This window comes from Streptomyces sp. NPDC060031 (genome assembly GCF_042736805.1).
Taxonomy (GTDB): Bacteria; Actinomycetota; Actinomycetes; order Streptomycetales; family Streptomycetaceae; genus Streptomyces.
In genome coordinates, this window is sequence record NZ_JBHWVM010000024.1 from 1 (window position 1) to 15146 (window position 15146).

Here is a 15146-nt window from a genome sequence, read left to right on the forward strand (position 1 = left end):
CAGCCCCACGGCGGGGGGCGGGCCACCGGCTCCCCAGCCCGTTACTGTCCCGCACATGAAGATCTCCACGGTTCGGGCGGTCAACGCCCTCACCACGCGCTGGGCCGGACACGCGGCGACGGACGGCACGGGCACGGTGTTCACGGCCCCGGGACTCTGGCCACTGCTGGCCCTCCTGGCCGACGGCGCCGCCGGGCCGGCCCGCGCCGAGCTGGCGGAGGCCGTCGGCATACCCGCCCCGGCGGCGGCCGGGGCTGCCCGGGAGCTGCTGACCGCTCTCGATGGCGTACGGGGCCTGCGCGCGGCCACCGGCCTGTGGGCGCGGCGGGACCTCCCGCTGGAGGAGGGATGGTCGGCCCGGCTTCCCGCCGGGACCCGCGGCGCCCTGACCGGCGACGATGACACCGACAAGAAGGCCCTGGACGTCTGGGCCGCCGACCGCACCGACGGCCTCATCGAGAAGATGCCGGTCGACCTCGACCGGGAAACCCGCCTCGTGCTCGCCTCCGCACTGGCCCTGCGCCTGCGGTGGATACGGCCCTTCCGGCCCGGGACGGCCTGGATCGACGAAGGCCCCTGGTCCGAAAGGCCGTTGCTCGGCCTGAGCCGCAGTACGGCCCTCCTGGACCGGGTCCGCGTCGCGCAGGCTCCGACCGGGCCGGTGAGCCTGCTGGAGGTGGTGGGCGACGGCGGCGTAGACGTCCACCTCGTCCTCGGCGAGCCACAAGCCTCGCCGGGCCAGGTCCTGCAGGCCGGCATCGCGGCCGTTACCCGCGCGATTCCCTCAACGGGCGCGAGCCTGCTCCCCGAGGGCAACCCGGGGCCGGGCCTGCGCATCGAGCGGGTGCCCTCGACGGACCGTCAGGAGTGGCTGCACCTCGAGACGGTGGCCTTCGAGGTGAGAGCGGATCACGATCTCCTGGACCGCCCAAGGCTGTTCGGGCTGGAGAGCGCCACGGACGACCGGCACGGTCACTTTCCGGGGATCAGCACTGACCCGCTGGCCATCGGTTCGGCCCGCCAGTCGGCCGTGGCCCGGTTCCACGCGGAGGGCTTCGAGGCCGCGGCCGTCACCGCGTTCGCCATAGGCGCCGGTGCCGCCGTGCCCCGTCTGCGGTACCGCGTCCGCCGGGCCGAAGTGGCCTTCCACCGCCCCTTCGGCTTCCTCGCGGTCCACCGGACCTCCCGCCTGGTCCTCGCCGCGGGCTGGGTGACGGACCCCCTCCCGTACGAGGAGCCGACCGGCGACAACGACGGTGCGGAGAAATGGAGTTGACCGGATCCGTCAGCGCCGCCCGGCCGAAGGACGGGCGTACGTCGTCTCAGGCGGCCGCGACGGTTTCCGCGAGGCCGTCCACCACGTCGATGAGCCGTCCGCGGCGGCGGTGGGCGGCTCTTTGCAGAGCGGCCCCGGCGCCTTCGGCGTAAACGCGGTCGAGCAGCGTGTCGACGAGGGGCAGGTCGCCCGAGGCGGCGAGTCCCGGGACCGCCCGTGCGCGCAGCCGGGCGACGAGGGCCCACGCCGGCACCGGGGCCCCGCTGACCGGGTCGAGGCCGTCGCCCTGCATGCCGTACGCGGCCGCGCGCCGGTGGGCCTCACGCAGCCTTGCGGACTCCAGGACCGGGGCCGGAACCCCTTCGGCCGCCTCCGGACCCAGGGTGGCGGCGAGGCCTCGTACGAGCAGCGCGAGGAGTACGACGGTGTCGATCCGGGCGTTCACGTCGGCGACGCGGATCTCCAGGGTCGGGACGTGTTCGGACGGCCGGGCGTACCAGTAGATCATTCGCCGGTCCAGCACCGTTCCGCTCCGGACGAGCGCGTCGGCGACCCGCTTGTACCCCGCTTCGTCGAGGACCGGGGCGGGCCCCACGGTGGGCCAGCGGGCGTGCTCCACCGCCCGCCAGCTGGCATATCCGGTGTCTTCGCCCCGGCTGAAGGGGGAGTTGGCGGCGAGCGCCTGGAGGGAGGGCAGCCACGGGCGCATCCGGTTGGCGATCTCGAGGGCCTGGGCCCGGCAGCCCATCCCGATGTGCACGTGGCATCCGCACACCGCCTGGCCGTAGTCGCCGAGGACCGACGCGAAGCGCGAAGCCATCCTCCGGTAGCGGTCGTCGCGGGTGACCGTCAGGGGAAGCTCCGGCGGTATGACGGGGGTTCCGGCCGCGAGCAGCAGACATTCCTCGGCGGCCGCGGCGCGGATCACCTCGGCCCGCAGCCCGGCCAGTTGGGCTCTGAGCGCGGCAGGGCTCGCCGTGGGACTGGTGCACACCTCCACCTGGGCGGTGAAGAACTCCTGCTGCACCAGCGGGCCGAGCGTGCGCGAGGCGGCTTCTATGACGCGGGGTCCACGACCCACCGGGGCCCGGCTGCGGCGGTCGACGAGCAGGAACTCCTCCTCGACGCCCATCGTCAGTGCCGTGACCCGGCTCGGGCCGTTCTCCGTCCCAGGTGCCACGGTCGTTGGGCGGGCTGCGCCTCCGCCTGTGCCTCCGCCTGGGCCTCCAGGATGTTCCGCAGAAGGCTTGGACACGGTCAGTGACATCGGAAACGCCCTCCGGCTACTGGCTGGGCTGCTGATGAGGGGCGCATACCCCTCGGATCGCCGCTCAAGCAGGGGCGCGGCCGTCAGCGTTCCGGGATGAAGGGGAGGTAGTCCTCCCCCCCGGAGGGGATCACCGCGTAACTGGCCTCGGGAAGCTCGTTCCACACGCCGGGCAGGTCTCCCAGCGGCTCGGAGACGACGATGCGGGTTTCGTCGGAGATCTCGCTGAGGTAGTGCAGCTCCGGGTGGAGGTGGCGGACGGTCTCGGCACGGCTGCTGTAGAACAGCGACCGCGACGCGCCCCCGCTGGAGTAGCGGAAGGCCCAGACGCGTTCCCCGTCGCTGACCGCCACCGTCATCTGGAGCGGTTCCGGCACGCCGTGCTCCTTGCCCAGCCGCTCCACCAGCCCCGCCATCCTGGCGACCGCGTCCGGGACGTTCTGGTCGAGGCCGTAGGTGACCGCCAGGTAGAACATCACCTCGGAGTCGGTGGACCCTTCGATGGACGGGAAGAGCGCCGGGTCGACGGCCATGCACAGGTCCCGCTGCAGCCGCTGGAAGTCCGCGATGGCCCCGTTGTGCATCCACAGCCATCGGCCGTGACGGAACGGGTGGCAGTTGGTCTGCTGGACTGCCGAGCCCGTCGAGGCCCGCACGTGCGCGAAGAACAGCGGTGAGCGGACGTGCGCGGCGAGCTCGCGCAGGTTGCGGTTGTTCCAGGCAGGTGCGGTGTCCCGGAACACGGCCGGTGTGCCGTCACCGTCCGTGCTGTACCAGCCGATGCCGAAGCCGTCGCCGTTGGTCGCTTCGACACCCATGCGCGCACGGAGGCTCTGGTTGATCAGCGAGTGCTCCGGACGGTAGAGCACGGCGTCCAGCAGCATGGGCGAACCCGAGTAGGCGAGCCAGCGGCACATGCGCACCATTCCTTTCGCGGCCTGCTCCGAGCGTAACTCCGCGACCGGCCCCCCTCTCGCTGTGACAGGCGACGCGACGCCGCGGGCAGGCGCCCGCACCCACATGCGTGACCGACCGAGTCGTACGCGGCTCTCACCGCCACCCGCGCATTCCGTCAAGTGCGCAGTCCTGCGGCACCAGCGGATCACGAGCCGGAGCAGGACGGTGAGGGTCAGGGCCCAGACGGCCGCGAAGGCCCAGATGAGCGCCGGAGTGGAGGTCGAGACGGCGCACGCGAGCAGAGCAGCGCACGCTGCGCCGAGCAGGCACGGGCCCAGGCCGATCCAGTGGCGGCGGCTCCGGTTCCCGGGCGACGCCCAAGGCCTGATGCCGCGGCGCAGCGTACGCAGCCTGCGTCTGCCCTTGTTTGTCCTGGGCGGCCACCCGGGCCGTGGGCCCCGTAAGCAACGCGGCAGCCGGTCAAGCGGGTGTTACGAGGGGCCGGGCCCGGCCGGCCCGGCGATGCCGAACAGGGCGCCGTCGGGGTCCCGCAGGGTGATCTCGCGGGTGAGGGAATCGGGGTCCGGGCCGGGAAGGCGGCTTCCGCCCAGGGTGGTGGCCGTCTTCACCGCGGTTTCGAGGTCGGGGACCCGGAAGTGGACGTCCCAGCTGGGCCTGACCTGCGGGTCGGGGGCCTCGGCCAGTGCCCCGCCGCGCAGGCGGGCCACCGTCCGGCGCCCGTGGCGCAGCAGGATGCGGTCGTCCTCCTCGTCGTACGCGACTTCGCAGCAGCCGGCGTGGTCACAGGCCCACTCGAGCACTTCCGCGTAGAAGATGGCGGCGTCGAAGGCGTTCCTGGTGCGCAGCTCCAGCCAGGCAGGGGCGGCCTCGCCGCCGATACCCCAGTCGGGGATGGCGGCTCCCTGCCAGATCCCGAACGCCGCCCCGTCGCGGTCGGCGCCGAGCGCCGCCCGTCCGGTGCCGAAGGACAGGGGGCCGACGGCGACGGTCCCGCTGCGCTCGAGAATCCGCGCGGCCGTGACGTCGGCGTCGTCCACGGCGAAGTACGGCGTCCAGGCCACGGGGATCGAGAGCGCCCGGGCGAGAGTGCCGAGGCCGGCGACCGGGACCCCCTCGAGGAAGCCGACGGAGAACCCTTCACCGAGGCGGCCGGGGCGGAAATCCCAGCCGAGCACCGCGCCGTAGAACTCCTGAGCCGCGCTGAGGTCGCGGGTCATGAGAGTCACCCAGCAGGGTGCACCGAATGTCTCGTGACTTGATGTCGACACGCCACCAACCCCATCCGCCTCAGGGGACCCGGACCCCTCCCACATTACTCGCAGGCCGACCACGGTCAGTGACGAAATGATTGCGGGAGGGGTGCGGCCGACGCCGCCGTCCGGACGCTCGGGGAGCCTCGGGCGGTGCGTCTACCAGTAGTGCTTGCGTCCTCCGACCGCGTGTCCGACGGAGCCGAGGATCCACAAGACGACGCCGATGATGAGCAGGATGATCCCGATGGTCCACAGGATCGAAATTCCGAAGATGAAGCCGAGGATCAACAGGACGATTCCAAGTGCGATCATGACGTTCTCCGATCTCGCAAGTCCCTTATGCCCTATTTTGGCGGCGGAATGCGCAAGCCGCGATCCTGCTTGCCGGAGCCGTAGGGCCAGGGTGCGGGTGAGGGGTTCTGCGCGCCGTCTACGAGGAGCGGCTGGCCGACGCCGACGTCGTCGCGCCCGCGCTGCCGGCCGGACACGGGACGGCGGTATCGGGTCCGCCGCCGGCGGAGTCCGCGCAAAGCTCCAGCAGGCGGTCCATCGCTCGCCGGACCTGCTGGAAGTGCTGCCAGGGGTCCTCGGGTTCCCCGGATCCCCTGCGGCCCGTCGGCTGCCCGGTACGGTTCATGGTCTGCTCCGATCCGGCCTCGAACGTGTGGGAAGGCGTATGCCCACCCGAAGCCCCGGTACGCCTGTGGGCCGTACGGAAAACGCAGGGCCCCGCGCGCGCCGGGCCCCCCGCGCGCCGGGCCGCGCCCGGTCGGACGCAGCCGTGGCGTCGGGTGCGACGCCCCAGCTCGGGGCGCGGCGGCCATGGCGACGCGCGCCCGCTTCCCGTGGCTCCCCGGTGTACGTGCCGTCACTGTGACGCTGGTGGGGGACCCGGGTCGGGGCGGCGCTCGGCGCCCACGAGCGTGGACGTGCCGGCGTGGGCGGGGTCGATTCCGGCCGTGAGGCGGGCCCCGGTGTGATCGCCCAGGAGGTCGAGCAATGCCCGCAGCCCGTTCTCGTCGCAGGGCTCGGTGCCGTCCAGGAGGCGGAGCAGCCGTAGGGGCTGCGGCTGCCAGTTGTACGCGAGCACGGTGATGCCGTACGCGCGGGCGTGCTCTTGGAGGCCGAGCAGGCAGCGCAGGCCGGAGACGTCCATGAAGCGCACGTGGTGGAGGTCGCAGGCGAGGACGTCGACGCCGTCGCGGAAGGCGGCGGCTCGGACTCGCGCGAGCGGGGCGTCGGCTTCGTGGTCGAGTTCCCCGGCCAGGGTCAGGTGCACGGTCGGTCCGTAGCGCCGGAGGGTGATCTGGAGGGCGCCGCTGTCGATGGTGTCCATGGCGTCTTTTCGCCTCGCCAGGAAGGGGATCCGTTCATGAAGGCCTACCCCGGATCCACCCGGGGGTACCAGGCGCGGCCCTCGCGGATCCCATGGGCGTGATCATGCTCGTCCGGGGCAGCCCTACCACGTGACCCCCGAGGGGGCCCGGAGGGGGAATGTCACGGGAGGAGGGCGAGCCGGCGCACCGGATGGTGACGAGCGTGCAGCAGGCGAAGGGTGAGGAGGGATTCCGATGCGCTTCCAGAACCGCCAACAGGCAGGCCGGCAACTCGCCGCCACGTTGGAAGAACTGTGGGCGACCCACAGCTGGCCCGAACCGATCGTGCTCGGCCTTCCGCGCGGCGGAGTCCCCGTCGCAGCCGAGGTCGCCCGGACGCTCGGCGCTCCGCTGGACGTCCTCGTCGCCCGCAAGATCGGCATGCCCGGCCGGCCGGAGGTGGGAATCGGCGCCATCGCGGGCGACGACCCGCCCCTTTTCGACCGGCGCGCTCTGCGCATGCTCGGCCTCACCCCCCGGGAACTCACCCCCGACGTGGCTCGGGAACGCGCCGAACTGCACCGCCGCGACGCCCTCTACCGGCACGGGCGCCCCGCCCCCGTCCTGCGCGGTCGCCCGGTGATCCTGGTCGACGACGGACTGGCCACGGGGGTCACCGCCCGCGCGGCTCTGCGCAGGATCCGTGCCGAGGGCCCAGCCGTTCTCGTCCTCGCCGTACCGGTGTGCGCCGCGGGGGCCGCGGAGGAGCTGAGCCGGGACGCCGACCGGGTCGTCTGCCTCCGGCCCCACCGCGACCTGGGAGCCGTCGGGGCCTGGTACGACGACTTCCGCCAAGTCTCCGACCAAGAGGTGATCGACATCCTGGAGCACCAGGGAACGAGGAGACGCCTCGCGAGACCCACCGCACCCACCGCACCCACCGCACCCACCACCACACCTTGGCATCGAACCGGAGCGTGAGGAGGGCGGCATGACGGCCAAGGAGGCGCTGACGCGCTGACGCGCCATCACCACGGCGTGACCTCACCAAGACCGCCGAATCCGAAGGCCGCCTTCGAGCGGAAACTGGACGGCGTCCGCGTCCTGGCCACCCGCCGACGGGATCGACGGCCCGCCCCTGCTCTCCCGTAGCGGAAGGTCCTTCGACGCCACCGGAGTCCTCGGGAAACCGGTGGACGGCGTCGGGATACTGTCGTCATGGCCGTCACCCAACAGCTCGCACGCATTCCCGCGGAGTATCTCGCCGCCCGCCGTCGGTCAGCCGACACATCGCCGAATGGGGATCCGCGCGTCTCCGACCTTCTTGGCCGAATCGACTTCCCGGCGATCCTGGCGACCCTGCCCGCCGACGAGGCAGAGGCCGCTTCCCTGATCGGGCACGGGGCAGAGGGGATCGTCGGCGGCCTGAGGATGTACCTGATACAACACTTCGATGCCCTGCGCGAGTTCTACCGGGCTGCAGCCCAACGGCGCCTGATTCTCGCCGTCTGGTGGGACTGACGCAGGGCGGCACCGGTGCAAGCGCTCCACGATGTCAGAGCCTCCGCTGCGGCCGCTGGGCGGTGACCAGCCTTGCGTCGATCGCCGCGACACTCGTCCCCGGAGCCACGTTCCTCGGCCGCGAAGCCGGTCGGCGCCGTGCGTCCAGGCTCTCGGGCCGCCGGTGGCCGGGCTGGTAGCCACCGGCCGACCCGAGGTGATGGCAGCCCGGGGCTGCGCCGTTGCGAGTGGGCTGCGGCCGTTACGTGGTGGTGGTGCCGGGGCGGTGCGGTGGGGGAGCGGCGTCCAGGAGGGCCCACAGGCGGTGGCCGTCTTCGGCGGTGTCGGTGCCGCAGCTGTCCACGGTGCGCAGTGCCACGAGTTGGGCCAGAAGTCCGTCCCGCTGTCCCACCACGGTCTGTGCTGACGTGAGTTGATGACTGAGGGCGACGATGAGGATCAGGCCGTCCTGGTCGGCGAGGTGGACGCTGACCCGCTTGCCGCCGCCGGTGACGGCCCCCTCGACCAGGAGGCGTACGGCTGACAGCAGGTCCTCTTGCGCCGCCGCATACCCCCACTCGCCTACCTGTGCGAGGGTCCGGGCGGCGGCTTTGCCGGCGGCCCAGGCGTCGGCGCGGAAGGTGAGGGCGGTGGTACGCCGGTTGCGGATCCGCATCCTGGGTCGAGGCCCGAGCAGCGCCGACGTGGGTTTGGCGGCCGGCTGGGGGCGCGGCGCTTCGACCGGCTTCTTCTGTGGCTTGGGCGTATTCGGCGGGTACGAGGGGGGCACCTTCGGACCCTTCCCCTCCGGCAACGTGCTCATGCCGCCACGCTACGCGCATGCGCCGATCCTCGGAGCTAAACGCCCCTCAGCTGCCCTGGAGTTGAGCGGTGCGGTGGCAAGGAGGTCCACGTCGTTGACGATCCCGGCGGTGACGTAGTCGTATTCTGCGACGGGCTTCGCACTCTCCGGCGGCGCGCTCCGAAAGGACGCGGCCGGGACGGTGACCGGGGAGTCCGGGGAGTCCGGGCGCCGATCGCACCGCCGACGCCTCCGGTTCCGCGGCGCCACCCTCAACGACACCCGGCAGTAGCCCACACGGGCGCCTTCCACCTGGAAGCCACAGCGTGCCGTGCCGTACTCGACCATGGCCGGTTGTGTACGGCGCGCCTGCTGAAATTGTTGACGATTCATCAGATGGGGATGACAGTACGGCCATGACGACCCAGGTGATGCGTGAGGCGCATGGTTCCGGCCGATGGGCGTGGGGTGCGGTACTCGCCGTCCTCGCCTCGTCCTCTCTGTGCGCGGGAGCTCCCGCGAGCGCCGCCGCCGGGGTCCCGTACGACGCACGGGAAGCCGAAGTGGGCGTCAGCGGCACGCACTTCGTCGACGGTTACGGGCGCGAGGTCGTCCTGCGCGGCTTCAACGTCTCGGGCGAGACCAAGCTGGCCGAGTACGGCGGGCTGCCCTTCGCCGGCGTCGAGGACGCGCGGAAGTCGGCGCGGGCCCTGCGCGAGCTGGGCGGGGCGAACTCCGTGCGGTTCCTCCTGTCGTGGGCGGCTGCCGAGCCCGTGCGCGGGCAGGTCGACGAGGTCTACCTGAGCCGGGCGACCGCGCAGATGCGGGAGTTCCTGGCCGTCGGACTGCGCGTGTATCCCGATTTCCACCAGGACCTCTTCTCGCGCTACGTCTTCGACAAGGACAGCTGGTACTCGGGCGACGGCGCACCGCGCTGGGTGGTCCAAGCGGGCGGCTACCCGCGCGAGTCCTGCGGGATCTGCGTCCACTGGGGCCAGAACATCACCCAGAACCAGACGGTCAAGAGCGCCATGCGCGATTTCTGGGTCAACCGGAACGGCGTCCAGGACGCGTTCCTCGATACCGCCCAGGCGACGATGACGTACCTCGCGGGTCATCTGGACGCGACGGAGTTCGCGGGCATCGCCGGGTTCGACCCGTACAACGAGCCCTACGCGGGCCAGTACGCGAGCGGCGAGGACGGCGCCCCCTGGGAACAGGGCCGGCTCTGGCCCTTCTATGAGAAGTTCCGGGCGCGCATGGACGCGGCGGGCTGGCAGGGCAAGGCCGCCCTCGTCGAGCCGAACATGTTCTGGAACTCCAACCTCTCCTTCATGAAGCAGCCCGGCGGGCTCGGCGGCGTGGGAACCCTGGGGCCGCGGTACGTGTTCAACACCCACTTCTACGACCAGGCGCGGATGTCCGGCTTCTTCAACCTGTCCAAGGCGAAGGACGGCGAGTACGCCGCGGACTTCAACTCCGTACGCGACCGGTCCACCGCGCTCAACGCCCCGGCGCTCGTCAGCGAGTTCGGCCATCCGCTGACCGGCACGTCGTCCGACAAGGCCCCGTCCGTGGTCAAGGGCCAGTACCAGGCGCTCGACAGCGGACTCGGCGGCCGCACCTGGTGGCAGAACCCGGCCGCCGCCGGACCCGTACTGTCCGCGACCCAGTGGCAGTGGGACATCTACAGCGGCCGCCATCACGAGGTGATGAACGGCAACCCGGGCAAGATCCGCACTGTGGGCGACGCCTGGAACGACGAGGACCTGTCCGCCGTACGCCTCGACGGCAGCGGCGCCCCGGTCCTGCGCCAGGACGCGAGGCTCCTGGACCGGCTGTACCCGAGTGCGGTCGCCGGGCATGCGCTCGCGTTCCTCTACGAGGACCGCTCGCGCGACTCGGGTTCGCTGATGACGTGGAATCAGATTCCGTCCGCCATGCCGGAGTTGACCGGACTGGTCGGCACGGAACTGCCGTACGGAGTGCTGGTCTGGCGTGGCGCCGCCGGCGCGAGCGCGCCGACCGAACTGCACCTGCCCGCCGGCTTCGATCCCGCCCGGACCACGGTCGTCTCGGACCTCGGCGCGGTCACCGGACCCGGGACCACGGGAGCGATCGCCGTCGTCCCCGAGCCCGGCGGCACGAGCGCCCGCCGGATCCTCCTGTCCGGCGCCGCGGAGGGACTGCACTTCGCGCTGGTCAGCGCCGCCCCGGCGACGGCCGAGCAGCGCGCGGCCGTACAGCGGGAACTGGCCCGATGGGCGGCGGCCGCGTTCTGAGGCACCACGGCACCGGCGGCCCGGCGGCCCGGCGGTCAGGTGCTACGGACACGGGCGACGAGGACGGCGGTGTCGTCCTCGACGGGGGCCGTCGCGAGCCGGAGCAGCACGGTGTCGAGTACTTCTTCGAGCGGTACGCCGGTCGGCAGGACGAGGTCGGCGAGGCGCCGGAGCGAGGTGTTGATGTCCTCCTCCCGGCGCTCCAGGAGCCCGTCGGTGTACAGCAGCAGCACCGAGCCGGGCTGGAGGGTCCGGGTCACGGACCGGTAGCCGCTGAAGCCGGTGCCCAGCGGAGGGCCGGGGGGAACCGGGAGCAACAGGGTGCCGCCGGTGGTCCGGATCAGGGCGGGAGGGAGATGGCCGGCGCTGGCGTACGTGCACGTGTTCTGTGACGTGTCCACGAGGGCGAGCAGGCAGGTGGCGACGCGTTCGAACCCGAACATCGTGATCATGTGGTCGGCCTGCTCCAGGATCTCCTCGGGAGCCAGGCCGGTGGTGGCCAGGGTGCGCAGCATGGACCGGTAGTGGCTCATGGCGACGGCCGCTTCGACCCCGTGGCCCATCACGTCCCCCATGACCAGCAGGGTTCGGCCGTCCGGCAGGGCGATGGTGTCGAACCAGTCACCGCCGACCAGCGCGCCGGTGCCCGAGGGCAGATAGCGGGAGGCGACCTCCAGGTCCGGATGCGGCAGCGTCGGCTCGGAGAGGAGCGCGCGCTGCAGCTCCAGGGCCATGGTGTGCTCGCGGGTGTAGTGCCGGGCGTTGGCCAGGCTCACGGCGGCCCGTTCGGCCAGGGCCTGGGCCGCCTTGATGTCCTCCTGCGTGAACGTGGGCGACTCGCCGGCCCGAGCCAGGGAGACGGTGCCGATGGCCTGACCCGAGGCGAGGAGGGGGACGACGAGGGCGGAGTGGATGCCGAGCGCCCGGTATGCGGCGACCCGCTCGGGCTGGGGTGCGGCGGCACGGAAGGCCTCGTCGGAGGCGAGGTTGTCGTAAATCGGCCGTCCGGTCTCCAGGCAGCGGGGGATCGCCGAGCCGGGCTGGTAGTCGATGTACGCGCCGGGCCTGCCGAAGGCCCGCACCTGCTCCAGCAGCTCGGGCGCGGCGGCCATCGCCGCCCGGCGCAGCCTCAGCACCCCTTTGAGCGGCCTGGCGCGACCCGCTCCCTCCTCGGCGAGCACCTCGACGGTGACCACGTCGGCGAGGCCGGGCACCAGGAAGTCGGCCAGCTCGGCGCAGGTGGTGTCGAGGTCCGGGGTGCTCCCGATCCGGGCCGCTGCCGCGTCCACCAGCGTGAGCTGGCGGTGCGCGCTCTCCAGGGCGCGCAGGTAGTGGCGGGGGGCGCTGACCTCCAGGCCGACACCGATCAGCCCGAACACCCGGCCGTCCTCCTCCCAGCGGTGGTACGTGCTGCGCCACTCCCGCCTCTCGAAAGCGGACGCGGCACGGGTGCTGCCGCTGAGGACCAGTTCCCGGGGTTGTCCGTCGAGCAGCACCTGGCGCAGTACGCCCTCGGACCGGTGGACGTGGGGGGAGAGCTCGGCGAGCGTGTGGCCGATGAGGTCCTCGGCGGGGATCCCGTTCCAGCGCGCCATGCGCGGGTTGACGTAGAGGTACCGCAGCCGGGTGTCGAGGACGGCCACGCCGGCGTTCGTGCCGTTCACGATGTGCCGCAGCATCCGGTACTCGCGGTCTGCCGCGGAGTCCAGGGCGTCCACCGCTCCATCCTCATCCGCGCCCACGGCGCCCGCATCCCGGGGCGCCGCCGGACGGGCATGCGAAGGGCCGTGATGGCCCCGGACGAGCGCCGCAACCCCGAGGCCGCCGTCGGCAGCCAGACCCACGATCGCTGGCTCGCGCCCCGCGGGCGCACGGCCAGGGCGGTGCACCCGAGCCCGCGGTACCCGCCGCGCCGGCGAACGCGCACCGGGAGCCGGGCTGCGAAGCGACCGCTCAGCGCGGACGGTCAGCCGACTGTCGACGATCTGCTCCTCGTGGACTTCGGTCAGCCCCTGACCCAGGAGGCGTTCCAAGGCCCCGTACAGGGTGCCGGTCCGCATCGTGACGCGCCCGCCCGAGATGAGCTCCACCTCGCGCGCGATGGCGTGCCGTGGCGGGGCTCGTCGGCGAGCGCGGTCAGAAGGAGGAGGGTCGGTTCCTGCATCGCGCGATCACTCATGGCCGCACGGTATGTCACCCATCGGCATATATCGGCCGGTCTCCGGCACCGCCCCCTCCGCCCGTTCCGCCCGCACCGGCCGCGTTCGCCGGCTGCTGTCCGGTCTCGATGACGAATCCGCTGCGCGGCCGCGTCGGGATCCGGTTCAGCGGGATGGAGAGGTCCTGCTGCGGTACGGCGAAGTCCAGGTCGGCCAGCGCGGGACCGAGCGTGGCGAGCAGGGAGAGCGTGATGTCCTCGCCGGGGCAGCGATGGCCGGTGCGTGCGTCGCCTGCGCCTTGGGGGATCAGTTCATCGCGGCCCGGCTCGCGGCCGAGGAAGCGCCCGGGGTCGAAGTGGTACGGCCTCTCCCACAGGTCGGGGTCGTGATGGTGCCCGTACACGTCGAGGAGCAGCAGGGTCCCGGCCGGGACCTGGTCCCCGGCGAAGGTGAAGTCGTCGACGGCGCGAGCTCCGAGGAAAGGTACGAACGGATAGAAGCGGCGGACCTCATGGGCGAACGCGCGGGCGTGGGCGGGGCCGCCGGAGCGGAGCTGCTCACGCCGGCCGGGATGGCGGTGGAGGGCGTGGGCGGCGAAGACGGCGAACCAGGCGATGGCCACGGTCGGACGGATGATGTTCAGCAGCTCGACGGCCGCCGTGTGCGGATCGAGCAGTGTGCCGTCCGGCTCACGGTGCAGGGCGACCGCCTCCAGCGGACTCCCGGCCACGCAGGCGTGCCGGGACGCGGAGAAGATGCCGTCCGGGTGCGGTCCGTGCCCGCGGAGGTCGGTGACCGCGGCCGCGAGGGCCTGCTCTTGGCGGCGCCGGGCGCGCCGGGCCCGTACGTGCCGGGGCCCGGCGGTGGCGAAGCCGTCGACCATGGCGACGCAGTCCTCGGCGATCTCCCTGGCCGCGTCGTCCGGGACCGGCAGACCGACCCAGTCGCAGACGGCCCGGGTGAGCAGCGTGGCCACCTCGTCGAAGAGCACCACCCTGCGGCCTTCCCAGGTGGGCACGGCCTCGCGCCAGCCCGCCCCGACGCTGTCGGTCAGGGCCTTGACGGCGTCCGGGGCCATCAGCAAGGAGACGAACAGCTCCTTGCGCACCCGGTGGGGTTCCCCGTCCAGGGTGTGCACCGCTCCCCGGCCGAAAAGGGTGTCGAGCACCGGAGCCGGAAGGGCCCCGTGGCGATGGACGTGGCCCTCGTCGTAGAAGAGGGCGACGGCCTCGGGGCCGTGCAGAAGCACCGTGGGGTGGCCCAGCAGCCGGGTGTGGACCAGGGCTGCACCGTCATGCGCCCGGCGCAGGTCCGGGGCCCACCCGTAGCCGTGGGCCACCAGGGACAAGGTGGCGTCGGTCAGCAGAGCGGACATGATCTGCGGCTACCCGGATCGGGGGACCGCAATCAGCCCGGGTTCACGGCGCACGGATTCGACCCGGCCCGGGAGGGTCAGGCGTCCAGGGGGTGCCAGGCCGGCCCGAGGCCATCCTGCTGGACGTGGCCGAACACCACGTCGGCGAAGTGGACGCCGAATCCGATCGTGCCCGGCTCCGCCAGCTCGGCGACGAGGCGGCGGCGGTGGTCGGCGGTCTGGGCGCGGTCGTGGTCGAAGGCCGCGGACCAGTCGGGGTGGCCGACCTGGATCGGCGAGTGCATGGCGTCACCGAAGGCGATCAGGCGCCGTCCGCCCCCGGTGATGACGTACTCGGCGTGCCCGACGGTGTGGCCGGGGGTGATCCGGACGCGCACGCCGGGGAAGATCTCCTGCCCGTCCGTGACCGTACGCACCCGCGGTGCCAGGGCCGCGACCTGCTCGGTCATGCCCTGGGCTTCCAGGAGGTCGCGCCGGTCCCACTCGGGTTCGGAGATCAGGTACTCGGCGTGGGCGAACACGGGCCGGTCGCTGCCGGGGGCGGGGTGGCAGGCCCAGCCGAGGTGGTCGGCGTGGAGGTGGGTGAAGGCCACCGCTTCGATGTCCTCGGGGGCGTGACCGAGTTCGGCCAGGTTGTGCACGAGCGCACCCCCGTGGATCGCGTGGACGGGGCCGTCCGGCGACTCGTGCGTCTGCGGGCCGAAGCCCGCGTCGATCAGCAGCGCACGGTCACCGTGCTCCACCAGCAGAGCGCCGACGCTGCCCGCGAGGTGGCCCGTGGCGTCCAGGTACTCCGGGTGCGCGGCCCACACCTCGTCGGTGGTGTCCTGGAGCAGCTGGAGCGGCCGGAGCCGCACATCACCGTCCGGGACGTACGACACCTTCGTGTCGCCCAGCCATATCGAGCGGATTCCCGCCGGCCGGCGCAGTCGTACGTCCTGGTCCACCGTCAAGTCGGCCATGGGGTTCTCTCCTGTAAGTCGTCTAAGTCGTCAATC

At 72.3% G+C, this 15146-nt stretch carries 14 protein-coding genes and 2 pseudogenes; 5 read left to right on the forward strand and 11 right to left on the reverse strand.

Going from position 1 to position 15146, the window contains the following annotated elements; translation table 11 throughout:
- Positions 1–55: 55 nt before the first annotated feature.
- Complete coding sequence (locus tag ACFWB8_RS13480; RefSeq protein ID WP_385225461.1) at positions 56–1276, forward strand: serpin family protein; 1221 nt, start codon at positions 56–58, stop codon at positions 1274–1276.
- 46 nt (positions 1277–1322) lie between these two features.
- On the opposite strand, the gene ACFWB8_RS13485 is transcribed toward ACFWB8_RS13480, so the two are convergent.
- From ACFWB8_RS13485 to ACFWB8_RS13510, 6 genes are all read right to left on the reverse strand, one after another.
- The gene (locus ACFWB8_RS13485) at positions 1323–2456 is read right to left on the reverse strand and encodes a glutamate--cysteine ligase (protein ID WP_385225463.1); all 1134 of its coding nucleotides are present in this window, start codon (positions 2454–2456) and stop codon (positions 1323–1325) included.
- Positions 2457–2626: 170 nt separating this feature from the next.
- Positions 2627–3460 (reverse strand): class II glutamine amidotransferase, encoded by an 834-nt coding sequence (locus ACFWB8_RS13490; protein WP_385225465.1) that lies wholly within the window; start codon positions 3458–3460, stop codon positions 2627–2629.
- A 471-nt stretch (positions 3461–3931) separates the two neighbouring features.
- The gene (locus ACFWB8_RS13495; RefSeq protein ID WP_385225467.1) at positions 3932–4678 is read right to left on the reverse strand and encodes a VOC family protein; all 747 of its coding nucleotides are present in this window, start codon (positions 4676–4678) and stop codon (positions 3932–3934) included.
- A gap of 192 nt (positions 4679–4870) precedes the next feature.
- A complete protein-coding gene (locus tag ACFWB8_RS13500) occupies positions 4871–5026 on the reverse strand; it encodes a DUF6131 family protein (RefSeq protein ID WP_385225469.1) in 156 nt (51 codons plus the stop codon).
- A 118-nt stretch (positions 5027–5144) separates the two neighbouring features.
- Positions 5145–5351, reverse strand: coding sequence for a hypothetical protein (locus ACFWB8_RS13505; protein WP_385225471.1), 207 nt, complete (start codon positions 5349–5351; stop codon positions 5145–5147).
- Between the two features lie 231 nt (positions 5352–5582).
- Positions 5583–6050, reverse strand: a complete 468-nt coding sequence (locus tag ACFWB8_RS13510) for an STAS domain-containing protein (RefSeq protein ID WP_385225473.1) — start codon at positions 6048–6050, stop codon at positions 5583–5585.
- A 235-nt stretch (positions 6051–6285) separates the two neighbouring features.
- On the opposite strand from ACFWB8_RS13510, the gene ACFWB8_RS13515 reads away from it, so the two are divergent.
- Both ACFWB8_RS13515 and ACFWB8_RS13520 read left to right on the forward strand, forming a co-directional pair.
- Positions 6286–7011: a phosphoribosyltransferase gene (locus ACFWB8_RS13515; RefSeq protein ID WP_385225475.1), complete on the forward strand. Its 726-nt coding sequence runs from the start codon at positions 6286–6288 to the stop codon at positions 7009–7011.
- Positions 7012–7248: 237 nt separating this feature from the next.
- The gene (locus tag ACFWB8_RS13520; RefSeq protein WP_385225477.1) at positions 7249–7551 is read left to right on the forward strand and encodes a hypothetical protein; all 303 of its coding nucleotides are present in this window, start codon (positions 7249–7251) and stop codon (positions 7549–7551) included.
- 241 nt (positions 7552–7792) lie between these two features.
- Here ACFWB8_RS13520 and ACFWB8_RS13525 read toward each other — a convergent pair whose 3' ends face one another.
- Positions 7793–8353: a hypothetical protein gene (locus ACFWB8_RS13525; protein WP_385225479.1), complete on the reverse strand. Its 561-nt coding sequence runs from the start codon at positions 8351–8353 to the stop codon at positions 7793–7795.
- 395 nt (positions 8354–8748) lie between these two features.
- On the opposite strand from ACFWB8_RS13525, the gene ACFWB8_RS13530 reads away from it, so the two are divergent.
- Positions 8749–10614 (forward strand): cellulase family glycosylhydrolase, encoded by a 1866-nt coding sequence (locus tag ACFWB8_RS13530; protein ID WP_385225481.1) that lies wholly within the window; start codon positions 8749–8751, stop codon positions 10612–10614.
- A 35-nt stretch (positions 10615–10649) separates the two neighbouring features.
- Here the strand turns inward: ACFWB8_RS13530 and ACFWB8_RS13535 are convergent, their stop codons facing one another.
- A complete protein-coding gene (locus ACFWB8_RS13535; protein WP_385225621.1) occupies positions 10650–12332 on the reverse strand; it encodes a SpoIIE family protein phosphatase in 1683 nt (560 codons plus the stop codon).
- A 63-nt stretch (positions 12333–12395) separates the two neighbouring features.
- On the opposite strand from ACFWB8_RS13535, the pseudogene ACFWB8_RS13540 reads away from it, so the two are divergent.
- Positions 12396–12473: pseudogene (locus ACFWB8_RS13540) on the forward strand (methyltransferase); the annotation flags it as partial.
- 108 nt (positions 12474–12581) lie between these two features.
- Here the strand turns inward: ACFWB8_RS13540 and ACFWB8_RS13545 are convergent.
- From ACFWB8_RS13545 to ACFWB8_RS13555, 3 genes and pseudogenes are all read right to left on the reverse strand, one after another.
- Positions 12582–12793 (reverse strand): annotated as a pseudogene (locus ACFWB8_RS13545) (PadR family transcriptional regulator); the annotation flags it as partial.
- Positions 12794–12807: 14 nt separating this feature from the next.
- Positions 12808–14148, reverse strand: coding sequence for a cytochrome P450 (locus tag ACFWB8_RS13550; RefSeq protein WP_385225483.1), 1341 nt, complete (start codon positions 14146–14148; stop codon positions 12808–12810).
- A 77-nt stretch (positions 14149–14225) separates the two neighbouring features.
- Positions 14226–15110: an MBL fold metallo-hydrolase gene (locus tag ACFWB8_RS13555; RefSeq protein WP_385225485.1), complete on the reverse strand. Its 885-nt coding sequence runs from the start codon at positions 15108–15110 to the stop codon at positions 14226–14228.
- Positions 15111–15146 lie beyond the last annotated feature (36 nt).

Coding starts and splice junctions, on each gene's coding strand:
- ACFWB8_RS13510 (WP_385225473.1), bottom strand. CDS start 6,050: ATGGACACCATCGACAGCGGCGCCCTCCAGATCACCCTCCGGCGCTAC.
- ACFWB8_RS13555 (WP_385225485.1), bottom strand. CDS start 15,110: ATGGCCGACTTGACGGTGGACCAGGACGTACGACTGCGCCGGCCGGCG.
- ACFWB8_RS13550 (WP_385225483.1), bottom strand. CDS start 14,148: ATGTCCGCTCTGCTGACCGACGCCACCTTGTCCCTGGTGGCCCACGGC.
- ACFWB8_RS13500 (WP_385225469.1), bottom strand. CDS start 5,026: ATGATCGCACTTGGAATCGTCCTGTTGATCCTCGGCTTCATCTTCGGA.
- ACFWB8_RS13480 (WP_385225461.1), top strand. CDS start 56: ATGAAGATCTCCACGGTTCGGGCGGTCAACGCCCTCACCACGCGCTGG.
- ACFWB8_RS13520 (WP_385225477.1), top strand. CDS start 7,249: ATGGCCGTCACCCAACAGCTCGCACGCATTCCCGCGGAGTATCTCGCC.
- ACFWB8_RS13490 (WP_385225465.1), bottom strand. CDS start 3,460: ATGTGCCGCTGGCTCGCCTACTCGGGTTCGCCCATGCTGCTGGACGCC.
- ACFWB8_RS13505 (WP_385225471.1), bottom strand. CDS start 5,351: ATGAACCGTACCGGGCAGCCGACGGGCCGCAGGGGATCCGGGGAACCC.
- ACFWB8_RS13515 (WP_385225475.1), top strand. CDS start 6,286: ATGCGCTTCCAGAACCGCCAACAGGCAGGCCGGCAACTCGCCGCCACG.
- ACFWB8_RS13495 (WP_385225467.1), bottom strand. CDS start 4,678: ATGACCCGCGACCTCAGCGCGGCTCAGGAGTTCTACGGCGCGGTGCTC.
- ACFWB8_RS13530 (WP_385225481.1), top strand. CDS start 8,749: ATGACGACCCAGGTGATGCGTGAGGCGCATGGTTCCGGCCGATGGGCG.
- ACFWB8_RS13525 (WP_385225479.1), bottom strand. CDS start 8,353: ATGAGCACGTTGCCGGAGGGGAAGGGTCCGAAGGTGCCCCCCTCGTAC.